The sequence below is a fragment of the Sphingomonas baiyangensis genome (assembly GCF_005144715.1).
Lineage (GTDB): Bacteria > Pseudomonadota > Alphaproteobacteria > Sphingomonadales > Sphingomonadaceae > Sphingomonas > Sphingomonas baiyangensis.
The window spans coordinates 1-13,304 of the sequence record NZ_SWKR01000001.1; the positions used below are offsets into that span (position 1 = coordinate 1).

Annotated in this window: 8 protein-coding genes and 1 pseudogene; 1 reads left to right on the top strand and 8 read right to left on the bottom strand. The window is 68.7% G+C overall.

Annotated elements, in window-relative coordinates:
* The 8 genes and pseudogenes from FBR43_RS16270 to FBR43_RS00040 all read right to left on the bottom strand — a co-directional run.
* Nucleotides 1-434 (bottom strand): annotated as a pseudogene (locus FBR43_RS16270) (1,4-beta-D-glucan glucohydrolase); the annotation flags it as partial.
* Nucleotides 435-512: 78 nt separating this feature from the next.
* Complete coding sequence (locus FBR43_RS00010) at nt 513-1,811, bottom strand: sugar MFS transporter (RefSeq protein WP_136941749.1); 1,299 nt, start codon at nt 1,809-1,811, stop codon at nt 513-515.
* Nucleotides 1,812-1,857: 46 nt separating this feature from the next.
* Entirely contained in the window at nt 1,858-2,910 is a 1,053-nt protein-coding gene (locus FBR43_RS00015; protein ID WP_394343999.1) for a LacI family DNA-binding transcriptional regulator, read from the bottom strand.
* A 4-nt stretch (nt 2,911-2,914) separates the two neighbouring features.
* On the bottom strand, nt 2,915-4,426 hold the full coding sequence (locus FBR43_RS00020) for a tryptophan halogenase family protein (RefSeq protein ID WP_136941212.1): 1,512 nt from the start codon (nt 4,424-4,426) through the stop codon (nt 2,915-2,917).
* On the bottom strand, nt 4,423-5,454 hold the full coding sequence (locus tag FBR43_RS00025; RefSeq protein WP_136941213.1) for a cupin-like domain-containing protein: 1,032 nt from the start codon (nt 5,452-5,454) through the stop codon (nt 4,423-4,425). Before FBR43_RS00025 ends, FBR43_RS00020 begins: the two co-directional genes overlap by 4 nt.
* The gene (locus FBR43_RS00030) at nt 5,447-6,157 is read right to left on the bottom strand and encodes a SapC family protein (protein WP_136941214.1); all 711 of its coding nucleotides are present in this window, start codon (nt 6,155-6,157) and stop codon (nt 5,447-5,449) included. Before FBR43_RS00030 ends, FBR43_RS00025 begins: the two co-directional genes overlap by 8 nt.
* The gene (locus FBR43_RS00035; RefSeq protein WP_136941215.1) at nt 6,157-7,713 is read right to left on the bottom strand and encodes a tryptophan halogenase family protein; all 1,557 of its coding nucleotides are present in this window, start codon (nt 7,711-7,713) and stop codon (nt 6,157-6,159) included. Before FBR43_RS00035 ends, FBR43_RS00030 begins: the two co-directional genes overlap by 1 nt.
* 102 nt (nt 7,714-7,815) lie before the next feature.
* Nucleotides 7,816-10,860 carry a TonB-dependent receptor gene (locus FBR43_RS00040; protein WP_136941216.1) on the bottom strand — a complete coding sequence of 1,015 codons (3,045 nt, stop codon included), beginning with the start codon at nt 10,858-10,860 and terminating at the stop codon, nt 7,816-7,818.
* Nucleotides 10,861-11,042: 182 nt separating this feature from the next.
* On the opposite strand from FBR43_RS00040, the gene FBR43_RS00045 reads away from it, so the two are divergent.
* On the top strand, nt 11,043-13,289 hold the full coding sequence (locus tag FBR43_RS00045; RefSeq protein WP_136941217.1) for a beta-glucosidase: 2,247 nt from the start codon (nt 11,043-11,045) through the stop codon (nt 13,287-13,289).
* The last annotated feature ends 15 nt before the right edge of the window (nt 13,290-13,304 follow it).

Sequence of the window (13,304 nt, forward strand, 5' to 3'; positions counted from 1 at the left end):
TCCGATCCCCACATCACCGGGATGCGCGGCAGCGTGCCGTTGGGGCGCATCGAGGCGGCGTGGAACGCATCGGCCAGCGCCAGCCACTCGGGCGCAGGCGCATTGTACGCGCCGCTAGGCGTCGAATTGCCGCCGTTCAGCACCGAGCCCAGATGATAGCGATGCACGTCTTCGGGCGTCAGGCTGGCGATGTCGCCCTGCACCACCTGCCCCACCTTCTGCTCGAGCGACATCGCCCGCAGCAGCGCCTCAACCCGCGCCTCGACCGCCGCATCCGACGTGACCGTACGCGACGGCACCGGCCATGACTGCGGATCGACGGAAGGGGCAACGGAGGCCGCCTGCTGCGCCGATGCAACCACGGGCAGCGCGAACGCCGCGATCGCGACGCCCGCCGCGAGAATTGCACGGCGAAGCCCTGGCTGCGCGATCATACACCCGTCCCCTATCAATTTTGAGAACGTTCACTTAGCAGCCCAGGGGTCGCTGTCCAACCCCTTCGCGCCGTCCGATCACGCAGTGGCGCGGCGACGGGCGAACAGGCCGAAGCCGCCTATGACGGCATAGCAGGCGGCGGGCACGACGAGCGCGAAAGCAAGGCTGCCGCTCGCATCGGCCAGCCCGCCGGTGAGCGGCGGGATCACCGCGCCGCCGACGATCGCCATGCAGATGATGCCCGAGCCGTCGGCCGCGCGGCGGCCCAGTCCCTCGCTCGCCAGCGAGAAGATCGTCGGGAACATGATCGCATTGGCAAGCCCCACCGCGAGCAGCGAATAGCCCGCGACCGCGCCCGTCGAATTGGCCGAGATCGCGATGAGCACGATCGCCGCGGTCGCGACCGCCGCCAGCACCTTGCCCGGCGACACGACGCGCAGCACGCCCGCGCCGATGAAGCGCCCGACGAGCGCGCCGCCCCAGTAGAGCGGCACGTGCTGGCCCGCGACCTGCTCGGGGAGCGCCAGCACATCGGCCTCCATCAGATAATTGACGATCAGCGAGCCGATCGCGACCTCGGCGCCGACATAGAGGAAGATGCACGCGGCACCGAAACCGAAGCGCGGGCGCCTGAGCAGCGCGAACGAGGCGAGCACCGATCCGCTGCGATCGTGCACATCCTGCAGACGGTTGCGGCGCGCGAACACGACGATGGCGACGATCGCAAGCGCTGCGGCGAGCCCCAGATAGGTGTTGACGATGACCTGCGCTTCCTCGGCGCGATAGGCGGCGAGCGCGGCGCCGCTCAGCGTCGCGGGATCGACGGTGGCGAGCGTGCCGAGGATCAGGATCGAGCCGACCCAGGGAAAGATCGTGGTGCCGAGCGAATTGAATGCCTGCGCGAAGGTGAGGCGGCTATGCGCGGTCTGCGGCGCGCCGAGCAGCGAGATCAACGGATTGGCGACGACCTGCACGATGGTGATGCCCGCCGCGAGCACGAACAGCGCGACGAGAAACATGCCGAAGGTGGCCGATGACGCCGCCGGGATGAACAACAGGCACCCCGCCATCATCGTCAGCAGGCCGATCGAGGCGGTACGCATGTAACCGGCGCGCTTGACGATGGCGGCGGCGGGCAGCGAGACGAAGAAATAGGCTGCGAAGAACGCTGACTGTACCAGCATCGCCTGGAAATAGTTGAGCGTGAACAGCTCCTTGAGCTTCGGAATCAGCACGTCGTTGAGCGAGGTGATGCCGCCGAAGATGAAGAACAGCGCGAACACGAACAGCTGGAGATCGGGCGCGTTGACGTGCGTGCCGTCCCCCTCGCCGGGAAGCGGATCGCTGCTCGAGGCGGCGGCGGGATCGATCGTCATGGCCACGGGGCGTCTCTCCTGATGCGCGGGGCAGGCGTACGTGAAATCAGGCCCGGCGGGGCGGCGCGGTCGACGAGCGCACGGCCAGGCTGGCGGGAATGGCTTCGGGCTGGCGATCGGCTTCGCCGTCGCTGCCGTCGCCGGCGATGATGCGCTCAACCGCGCGCGCCGATACCTCGGCGATCGGCTGGACGACGGCGGTGAGCGGCGGATGCGTGAAGCGCACGATCGGGGTGTCGTCGAAACTGATGACCGAGAGGTCCTCGGGCACGCGCAAGTCGCGGCGTCGTGCGACCTCGAGCGTGGCGAGCGCCATGCGATCGCTGCTGGCGATGATCGCGCTCGGCATCAGCGGGCCATCGAGCAGCGCTTCGGCGGCGGCGATGCCCGACTCGTACCCGAAATCGCCGCGCGCGAATGAGTCGGTCGCAAGACCCGCGGCCTGCATCGCATGCTGCCAGCCCTTGATACGCCACTGGCTGAGTTCATAGGCCGCCGGCCCGGCGATGAAGCCGATGGCACGATGGCCGAGCTCGATCAGATGGTCGGTCGCAAGACCCGCCGCGCGCTCGTCGTCCATCGTCAGCGCGAAGCCGGGGCCGGGCTTGAGCGAGCCGATGCGCGCCACACGGATATGCGCGGCTTCGAGCATGGCGAGGATGACGGGGTTTTCCGAATGCGGCGGCGTCAGGATCACGCCGTCGGGGCGCAGCGCCGCGAGCGCCGCCGAAAGCTCGCGCTCGACATGGTCGCTATGCGTGTCGACGAGCTCGACGATGAGGCGATAGCCGTGCTCGGCGCATTTCGACATGCCGCCGAGCATCATCTGGTCGACCCAGTCGGCGCCCTGCCGCTCGCGCCAGTCGGCAAGCGTGCGCTCGCGATCGTTGAGTGCGAGGATGAGGTACGAACGCGAGCCGCGCATCCGCTGCGCCGAGATCGAGGGAACATAGCCCAGCCGGTCGATCGACGCCTGCACGCGCTCGGCCATCTGCGGGCGGACATTGGGTTCCTTGTTGATGACGCGGCTGACCGTCTGGAGCGACACGCCGGCATCGGCGGCGACATGCTTGATCGTGACCGACGGGCGACGCACCATGATTTCAGGCGGCCTTGCCGGTCGCGGCGGCAGCGGTGGCGCCGCAATAGCGCGCGACATAGGCGGCATGGCCGGGCAGCCCCGCCACGGTGCGCGTCACCCGCTCGCGGATGCCGCCGAGCAGCCGCGCGAGCTCGTCGTCCGAAAGGCGGGCGGCAATGGGATGCCAGCTGCGCGGCACGATGCCCTGCCCCAGCATCACCTGCACCCAGCTATTCTCGGCGAACAGCTCCTCGTTGCGGCGGAACACGCGACCCGTCTCGGCGAACAGCGCCATCTTCTGTGCCAGCGTATCGGGCACGTCCATTGCCGCGCATTGGCGCCAGAAGGGCGAATCGCGCCGCTCGGTCGCCTTGTAGTGCAGGATCAGGAAGTCGCGGATCTGCTCCATGTCCTGCAATTGCTGGTCGTTGAATTCGGCGACGTCGCTGGGATTGACCGCCCCTAGCGGCAGCATGCGGATGAGCCGCAGGATCGCGCGCTGGATGAGGTGGATGCTCGTCGATTCGAGCGGCTCCATGAACCCGCCCGACAGGCCGATGGCGATGCAGTTGCGGTGCCATTGCCGCCGCCTGGCGCCGGTGGTGAACTTGAGGTGATTGGGCTCGGTCAGCACAGTGCCTTCGAGATTGCCCATCAGCCGGTCGAGCGCGGCGTCGCGCGAGAGGTAGCGGCTGCACCAGACGAGGCCGTTGCCGGTGCGGTGCTGCAACGGGATGCGCCACTGCCAGCCGGCATCATGCGCCATCGCGCGCGTATAGGGCACCGGCGGGCCGGCATTGGCGGTCTGCACCGCGATCGCCGAATCGCACGGCAGCCAGTGCGTCCAGTCCTCGAACCCGGCGTGCAGCGCGCCCTCGATCAGCAGCGCGCGAAAGCCCGTGCAGTCGAGGAACAGATCGCCCTCGATGCGGCGGCCATCGTCGAGCACCAGGGCCGCGATGTCGCCGCGTTCGGGATCGAGCGCGACCTCGGCGATCCGCCCTTCGATGCGCTGCGTGCCGTCGCCCTCGGCCATGCTGCGCAGGAAGCGCGCATAGGCGGTCGAATCGAGCTGATAGGCGTAGTTGAGCGCGTTGTCGGGCAGATGCGCGAACTTGCCCTCGAGCGCCGCGACCAGCTCGAGGCAATAGTCGTCATAGGGCGCGTCATGGCCGCGCGTCCGGCCGTTGAGCCAGTAATGCTGGAAGCCGGCGGCCCAGTGATCGTTGCCCGTCGAGCCAAACGAATGGAAATAGCGGTCGCGCCCGTTCTTCCAGCCGTCAAACAGGATGCCCAGCTTGAAGGTGGCGTTGGTGGCGCGCATGAAATCGGCTTCGTTGATGCCGAGCAGCCGGTTGTAGGTCACGAGCGGCGGGATCGTCGATTCGCCGACGCCCACGGTGCCGATGGCGTCCGATTCGACCAGCGTGACGCTCGCCGCCGGGCCCATCGATCGCGCGATCGCAGCGGCTGCCATCCAGCCGGCGGTGCCGCCGCCCGCCACGACGATGCGCTTGCACACGCCGCCGCTCATCGGCTGAGCTGCCGCAGCAGATAGGCGCGCAGCCGCCCCGCGGTGTCGGGCGTCAGCGGTGCGAGCACGCCGCGCCCGTCCTGGGGCAGATGCGCGGCGGCGGCATCGCGCGCGCCGAAGACATAATGATCGAACATGTCGCGCCAGTGCGCCCTTTCGTCATCGGGCAGGTCACGGATCGCGAGCAGCGCGTGGTTGAGCGCGTCCTGCGGGTGCCCCAGCCAGCGCGGCGTGTCGCGCCACCAGTAATTGACCAGCACGTTGAAGCCGTCGAGCCCCTCGACATGGTGCCACCACATCGCCGGGATGTGCAGTGCGTCGCCTGGCGAAAGATCGGCGACGAGCGCGTGCGCCAGTGCATCGGCGAAGCGCGGGTGGCGTGCGAGGTCGGGGCGATGGAAATCGACCATGCTTACCGCGCGGCCGGCGGGCGTGTTGTCGATCGGGCCGAGATAGAGATTGGCGAACTGCTCGCGCGGGAACAGCGTGAAGCGCCGGCGGCCGACGGCGACGCAGGCAAGGTTGTGCGGGACGTCGTTATGCGCGGCGATGCGCGTGGGCGTGCCGATCCAGATGCTCGCCAGCGCCTCGCGTTCGCCGAGATCGACATGGTTGGCGGCGTGCAGCCCGTCGAAATAGTCGTGGATGTCGACCGAGCCGAGATAGATGGTGGGCGCCCCCGCCTGCCCCTCGCACTCCTCGATGCGCGCGAAGATTTCGGGCAGCCCGGCCTTCAGCATGCGGAAGTTCATCGCCATGCCGTCGTCGTAGAACAGCCGCCCGCCTTGCGTTTCGACGCCAACCGACACGGCGAAGGCACGGTCGCGCGCATGGGCAAGAAGATAGGCGCGCGCTTCGGCGGCGGATCGCCCGCCGGCCTGCACCAGCGGCCAATCGGCCACCAGCCCGCGCACGACGAACGGCGCATCCGCTTCGCGCAGCAGCGCATCGAGCGCGGCGGCGTCGCCCGCCTCGACCTCGCGCACCGCGGGTAGCGCGCCGAAGATGCCGGGACCGGCCTCAGCCATCGGCGCTCCGCCGGTTCTTGCGCGCGACCAGCCCCGACAGGTTGGTGAGCGAGGCGAGCGCCATGAAGATCGGCATCAGATGCCCCCCGCCATGCAGCTCGCCGAGCGCCGCGGCATCGAGCGCGCGCAGCTTCGCCTCGTCGATCACGTGATAACCCACCAGCCGGTTGACCGCGCCGTCGGCGAGCGTGACCTCGAGCGTGAAGGGTTCGAGCAGCTCGTGCCGGCGCAGCGCCGAGAAGAAAGCGGGGGCGGCCTGCCAACCGGTATCGAGCGCGCTCAGCTTCTCGACCGCGGCGTCGGTGAACGGCGTGGTGCGCCCGTCCTCGTCGAACAGCCGCACGCCGGCCGGCGCCACGCGCACATGGTCGAGATCGATATGCACCTGCCGCGCGGTGCCGTCGCGCGTCGCGCCGATCAGGAAGGGCTGGATGTCGATGGCGAGCGGCAGCGCGCCGGCGTCCCAGCGATCGCCCTCCAGATACAGGTTCTCGCCGGGCTCGAAGCCGAACAGCGCATGCGCATCGAAACGGTCGGCGGCCAGATCGTGGCGGAACAGGATGGCATAGTCGTTCTGCACGCGCCGGAACTCGGCGGGCGTGACGATCGCGCTCATCACCGCATCGCCCCATTGCGCGCCGCGCGCGAAGCTGACGCGCAGGTCGCGATGCGCATCGGGATCGAGCATGACGTGCCGTGCCATCAGCGCATTCCCTCTAGTGCGGGCGCCTGCGCGTGCAGCGCGTCCAGATAGGCGCGGTTGGTGGGCAGGCTTGCGGCGAGCGCCCGCGCGCGCTCGGCCGCCTGCGCCATGCGCTGCGCCACGCCCGCGCGATCGGCGACGCGCATCGCGCCGGCGGGGGGTGGCAAAGCGCCCATGCCGTAGAGCACATATTGGTGGCTGGCGGCGGGGAATATCTCGTCCTCGGCACCGAAGTCGCGCGCGCTCGGGGGCGCCTCACGCCACATCGCCAGCAGATCGGCGAGGCGGCCGGGGATCGAGGCGGCGGCGCGGTGATCGCGCCAATAGGGCTCGCTTCGCACGCTTGGCACATAGTGCAGCTTGAGGAACTCGACGATGCGGTCCCAGCGATAGGCGAAGCGCGCGTTGAAGCGCGCCGCGTGGTGCGCCATGCCGCCGCGCGTCACGGGAAAGTCGCCGACCAGCGCATCGAGCGACAATTCGATGAGCACGATCGCCGATGCCTCGAGCGGTTCGAGAAAGCCCGCCGAGAGGCCGATCGCAAGGCAGTTGCGCTCCCAGAAGCGCGCGCGATGGCCCGATCGAAACGCGAGCCGGCGCGGCGCGAGGGCGGCTGCATCGGCATCGGGCATCGTGCGGCGCACATAGGCGGCGAGCGTGTCGGCCGCTTCATCGTCGCCCAGATGCGCCGAGGAATAGACGCAGCCGATGCCGCGCCGGCCGGGCAGGCCGATATCCCAGATCCAGCCGGCGGCGTGCGCCGTCGCGTCGGTCTGCGAGGCGATCGGCGATCCGGGCGCGACGGGCACCTGCACCGCGAGCGCGCGATCGTTGAACAGCACGTCCGACCGGTCGACGAAGGGCACGCCGTAGCGCTCGCCGATCAAGAGCGCGGCATGGCCGGTGCAATCGATGAACAGGTCGCCCGCCACGGCGCCGCCCGCCCGCGTCTCGACCGCGGCGATATCGCCATTCTGGGCGAGCACGACGCGGTCGACATGATCGCGCAGGTGCCGCACGCCCAGCCGCTCGACGCCGTGGCGGCGCAGCAGCGCGGCGAAGCGGCCGGCGTCGAGGTGATAGCCATAGTTCAGCGCGCCGGCATAATCGGGCATCGCCGGCTGGCGCGGCGCCAGATCGCGCGCGCAGACATGCGGCTGCGGCGAGACGGCGGCGGCGAACGGCAGCGCCCCGCGCGCCTGCCAGCCTGCTAGAATCGCGCGCGCATCGCCCTCGACGGGCGGCGTGAAGGGGTGGAGATAGGCGTCGTCGGGCGCGCCGTCGCGCCAGCCGACGAAGCGCGATCCCTGCTTGAACGAGGCATCGCACGCGACGAGGAAATCGGCCTCGGCGATGCCGATCGCCGCCAGCGTCCGGCGCATCGTGGGCCAGGTGCCCTCGCCCACGCCGATGGTCGGAATGTCGGGCGATTCGATCAGCGTCACGCGAAGCGGCGTGTCGGCATGCGGATCGGCAGCGGCGGCGATGCGGCAGGCGGCGAGCCAGCCGGCGGTGCCGCCGCCCACGATCACAACGCTTGTCACCCGATCCGCCACGCGATCCACCCGCTCCCAGACTGCCTTTCGTGGCCGGCATGTGTGCCGTGCGGCTCAAAAAAATGCCACCCCCGCCGAACGGAGGTGGCACAAGGGGGAGCCTTAGAAGGTGAAGCGCAGGCCCGCCATGTAACGGGCGAAGCCGGGCTGCGCGAAGGTGACGAAATTGTCCGACCGGCGATGGCCGCGACGATTGGCGTTGAGGATGTTGATGCCCTCGCCGAACACCGTCAGCCCGCGCATGAACTCGTAGCTGATGCTGCCGTCGACCTGCCCGTAATCCTCGACATAGAGCGGATCGAACGCGCCGCCGGCGTAGAATTCGGCACGCCAGTTATAGGCGATGCGCGCCTGCAACCCGTTCTTGTCGTAATAGCCGACGACGTTGGCGCTGTCGCTAAGCCCGGTCAGCGCGAACTGGCCGATATTGGGATCGAGCGTGTTGTCGTAGGTCGCGTCGCCGTTGACGATCGTGTAGTTGAGCTGGACGCCGAGACCCGTATCCCAGAAGCGATGCTGGATCGCGAACTCCCAGCCGTTGATGTTCGCGGTCTGGTCGCTGTTGAAGGGCTGGGTGATCTGGAAATTGAACAGATCGTCCTCGGGCAGGCCGAAGATGTTGCCGGTCAGATAGCTCACGCCGCCCGCCTCGGTCGTGCCGGTGACTTCGGACGATCCGGGGAAGTTGCGCAGGATATAGTCGCGCACGCGCACCGCATCGCTGGTGCCGAGCGCCGCCACCGCCTGGCGATAGCGCGGGCCCGAACCCGGATTGCGCAGGTTGAACGCGTTCTGGTTCACCTGCGTGTTGCCGATGAAGTTCTCGACGTCCTTGTTGAAATAGCCGACCGAGATGTAGCTCTCGCGCGTGTAGTACCACTCGGCCGAGAAATCGATGTTCATCGACTTGAAGGGTACGAGGTTGGGATTGCCCAGCCGCCCGGTGCCACCGCCGATGCGCGGATTGGCATCGAGCTCGAGCCCGCCTTGCAGGCTGCCGTAATCGGCGCGCGTGATGGTGTGGCTGTACGATGCGCGCAGCTTGACGTTGCGCACCGGCTCCATGTCGAAGTCGATCGCCGGCAGCCAGTTGGCATAGCTGCCCTTGAAGGTCGTGAAATCGGCGTCGGGCGCATAGACGAGCGCGAACTCGTTGGCGCCCGTCCAACGCGTGCCGGTGGGCACGGGCACCAGTGCCGACGAATTGACGTTGGTCTGGTCGTAGCGGATGCCGGCGATGATGTGCGCGGGATTGCCGAACAGGTCGAAGCGCGTGTTGACCTGCACGAAGGGCGAGATCGTCTGCTCGCGGATGCGGCGATCGACGGTGAAATCGGCAAGGCAGGTGCCGGGCGCGACCGTGCCGGTCTGCGGATTTTCGCAGATGGCATATTGCGCGCGCAGCAGCTCGGCCATCTGCTCGAAGTTGAAGGTGTAGATCGCCGGCGGCAGGTTGCCGTTGCCGTCGAAGCCGCGGAACTTGTCGGGCAGGCTCACGCGCTCGAAGAAATCATCGGGCACCGCCGCCGCTCCGAACGACTGGCCGCGCGGATCGACGCCGCCCCAGGTCTCGTTCTGGATGAAGCCATAGGCCGAGCGGACCTGGTTGTTGATGTACGAGAATCCGGCATCGATGCTATCAAGGAACGAGCCGTCGTGATCGTAGCGGCCCGCGAGCTGCACCTGATCGAGATCGTTGCGGAAATAGGCGTTGCGGAAGGCATTGCCCGTCGGCGTGATGAGCGCGGGATTGAGCGGATCGATGCCCGGATACATCTGGTAGTTGATGATCGGCAGGTCGCCGGTGAAGTCGACGCGCTGCGACTGCACGCCGAAGATCGCGCCGCCGATCGAGGTGCTCGATCCATATTCGTTGGTGGGCTTCGATTCGGCGCTCGACATGTGCGCGTCGAGCGACACGGTGACGCCGCCCGGGGCTTCCCAGGTGAGGTTGCCGCCCAGCGAGCGGTTGACCGACTTGTTGGCGGTCAGCGCGCTCGAATAGGACAGGTCCTTGCCCGGATCGAACTGCTCCGAATAGAAGACGGGGCCGGCATTGGGGCCGTCGGTCCACTCGCTCGAGGTGTTGCCGAAGTTGAACCAGATGCCGACGCTGCTGGTGCGCGCCTCGACGCGGTTGCTCGAATAGGTATAGTCGAGCGTGGCGGTGAGCGTGTCGGTGGGACGCGCCTGGAGCACGAGCTGGCCGTTGATGCGCTCGCGATCGATGTCGATCAGGTCGTAGGCCGCGCTCTGCGGCACTTCGTACACATCGGTGGGGCCGGGGCGGTTGGTGACGCGCTCGGAACCCGGCGTGCCCGGCTGCGGCAGCGTGCCCCAGTTGTTCTCGGCACCAAGAAAGCCGTCGCGGAAGCCGACGCCGGCGTTGTTCACGCTCGCCTTGCGGCGCTGGTAGGTGCCGCTCAGCAGGATGCCGAAGCGATCATCGCCGAAGGTGGTCGAGGCGACGCCCGAGACTTCGGGGGTGATCTCGTCGCCGCTGTTGAGCGAGGTGTCGAGCACGCCGCGCGCCGCGATCGAGCCGCGCAGGCCCGGACGGTCGAGCGGGCGCGGGGTGCGGATGTTGATCGTCGAGCCGATGCCGCCCGAGGGCACCGAAGCGCGGCCGGTCTTGTAGACCTCGACGCCGGCAATGCCTTCGGACGCGAGATTGGCGAAATCGAACGAGCGCGAGTTGGGCGCGCTGGCGCCGTCGCCCAACGTCGAGGTCGGCATCTGGCGGCCGTTGAGCGTGACGAGGTTGTATTCGGGACCGAAGCCGCGGACGGTGACGGTCGAGCCCTCGCCGTTCGAACGGTCGATCGAGACGCCGGTGATGCGCTGCAGCGACTCGGCGAGGTTGGTGTCGGGGAACTTGCCGATATCCTCGGCCGAAATCGCATCGACGACGCCCTGCGCGTTGCGCTTGATGTCGACGGCTTCGCGCAGCGAGGCGCGGATGCCGGTGACGACGATATCCTCGCCCTGCTCGTCGACGGGCGCGGTTTCCTGGATTTCCGACGGACCGGGCGCGCCGAGCGTGGCGGCGGCATCCTGCGCCATTGCCGTGCCGGGCAGCCCGGCAAGCGCCAGACCCGAAACGCCGGTCACGAGTCGCGAAATCAAGCGAGCCTTTGCGCGCAACATCCCAGTTCCTCCCCTGATGGCCACGCCTATGCGCGCGGTCGCCCTGCAATTGAGAACGTTCACTCTGCCTGTCTCGATTGAAAGTCAAGCGGCGCGAGCGCGCGGGCGTCGCACTGTTGCCTATTCGACACATGGCATTTGAGAACGTTCTCAGTTTAGAAAGCCCGCGAGAGGAAATCCTGATGCGCCATCGCTTCGCCGCGCTGCTTGCGGCTGCCGCCTTCATCGCCCCCGCCGTCGCGCAGACGCCGCCCCCCGCCCCCGCGCCGCCCACCGACGCGGCAGCCGCCGAGCGGGCACGCGGCATCGTCGCGCGGATGACGTTCGACGAGAAGATCGCGCTGTTGCACGGGCTGTTCCCGCCGATGGCGGCAGGCAAGACGCCCAACGAGCTGATTCCATCGGCCGGGCATGTCGACGGCATCGCGCGGCTCGGCGTGCCGATCGTGCGCAAGAGCGATGCCTCGCTCGGCGTCGCCAACCAGGTCGAGCAGCGCAAGGGCGACGTCGCCACCGCGATGCCCTCGGCGCTCGCGACCGCCGCGAGCTTCGATCCGGCGATCGCGCGCGAAGGCGGCGCGATGATCGGCGCCGAGGCGCGCGCCAAGCGCTTCAACGTGCTGCTGGCCGGCGGCATCAACCTGACGCGCGATCCGTGGGGCGGGCGCAACTTCGAATATATGGGCGAGGACCCGCTGCTCGCGGGCGTGATGGGCGGTGCGCAGATCGCCGGCGTGCAATCGAACGGCATCGTCTCGACGGTCAAGCATTTCGCGCTCAACGCGCAGGAAACGGGCCGCATGGTGCTCGATGCGCGCATCGACGAGGCGGCGCTGCGCATGAGCGACCTGCTCGCCTTCCAGATCGCGATCGAGCAGGGCCGCCCCGGATCGGTGATGTGCGCCTACAACAAGGTGAATGGCGACTGGGCGTGCGAGAACGACTTCCTGCTCAACAAGGTGCTCAAGCGCGACTGGGGCTATCGCGGCTGGGTGATGAGCGACTGGGGCGCGGTGCATTCGTCGGCCAAGGCGGCGAATGCGGGGCTCGACCAGCAGGCGGGCCAGGAACTCGACCCGCAGATATGGTTCGATGCGCCGCTGCGCGCCGACGTGGCAGCGGGGCGCGTGCCGATGGCGCGGATCGACGACATGGCGACGCGCTACCTGACCGGCCTGATTGCGACGGGCGCCTATGACCGCGCGATGCCCGAGGCAGCACAGACGATCGACTATGCCCGCCACGCCGATGTCGCGCAGCTCGCCGCCGAGGCGGGGATCGTGCTGCTCAGGAACGAGCGCGACCTGCTGCCGCTCGCGCGCACCGCGCGGCGCATTGCGGTGATCGGCGGCGCGGCCGACAAGGGCGTGCTCTCGGGCGGCGGATCGAGCCAGGTGCGCTCGGTCGGTGGCGCGCCGATCGAGATACCACTGGCGCATGGCCCGGCCGCCTCGTTCGTGCGCGTGACCTATCACGCCTCCTCGCCGCTCGCCGCGCTGCGCAAGGCGCTGCCCGAGGCCGAGATCGCCTTCGTCGACGGCCGCAACCTCAGCGAGGCGACCGAAGCGGCGGCCAAGGCCGACATCGCCATCGTCTTCGCGACGCAGTGGACGACCGAGGCCGAGGACGTGCCCGATCTGCGCCTGCCCGATCATCAGGACGCGCTGATCGCCGCGATCGCCGCCGCGCAGCCCGCGACGGTAGCGGTGCTCGAAACGGGCGGCCCGGTGCTGATGCCCTGGGCCGACAAGGTGCCCGCGATCGTGCAGGCCTGGTATCCCGGCCAGCGCGGCGGCGAGGCGATCGCCAACATCCTCACCGGCCGCGTCAATCCCTCGGGGCGGCTGCCGATAACCTTTCCCGCGCATGCCGGCCAGCCGCCGCGCCCCTATCCGGTAGGGCTGGAGACCGCGCGCGCGCTCGAGAACAAGGCCGCCGCCGATCCCGCCAATGCCGGCAAGTACCGGCTCGAGAGCTTCCCGGTCGACTATCAGGAAGGCGCCGATGTCGGCTATCGCTGGTACGAGCGGCAGGACCAGACGCCGCGCTTCGCCTTCGGCCACGGCCTCAGCTACACGCGCTTTACCTATGGCACACCCACTGTCACCGGCGGCAAGGGCATCACCATCGCGTTCGACGTGACCAACAGCGGCAAGCGCGCGGGCGCCGACGTGCCGCAGCTCTACGTATCGCGCGATGGCGCCGACGCGCCGATGCGGCTGGCGGCGTTCACGCGCATCACGCTCGCGCCGGGCGAGACGCGGCGCGTGACACTGACCGCCGAGCCGCGCGTCGTCGCCGATTACGATCCCCGCCTCCCCGGCTGGCGCATCGCGCCCGGCCGCTACCGCGTGGCACTCGCGCGCGATGCCGCCGATCGCAGCATGGTCTCCACCGTCACGCTCGATGGCGCGACGATGAAACCATAAGGATTGCAGGCGGCG

Coding starts and splice junctions, on each gene's coding strand:
- FBR43_RS00010 (WP_136941749.1), bottom strand. CDS start 1,811: ATGACGATCGATCCCGCCGCCGCCTCGAGCAGCGATCCGCTTCCCGGC.
- FBR43_RS00015 (WP_394343999.1), bottom strand. CDS start 2,910: ATGGTGCGTCGCCCGTCGGTCACGATCAAGCATGTCGCCGCCGATGCC.
- FBR43_RS00020 (WP_136941212.1), bottom strand. CDS start 4,426: ATGAGCGGCGGCGTGTGCAAGCGCATCGTCGTGGCGGGCGGCGGCACC.
- FBR43_RS00025 (WP_136941213.1), bottom strand. CDS start 5,454: ATGGCTGAGGCCGGTCCCGGCATCTTCGGCGCGCTACCCGCGGTGCGC.
- FBR43_RS00030 (WP_136941214.1), bottom strand. CDS start 6,157: ATGGCACGGCACGTCATGCTCGATCCCGATGCGCATCGCGACCTGCGC.
- FBR43_RS00040 (WP_136941216.1), bottom strand. CDS start 10,860: ATGTTGCGCGCAAAGGCTCGCTTGATTTCGCGACTCGTGACCGGCGTT.
- FBR43_RS00045 (WP_136941217.1), top strand. CDS start 11,043: ATGCGCCATCGCTTCGCCGCGCTGCTTGCGGCTGCCGCCTTCATCGCC.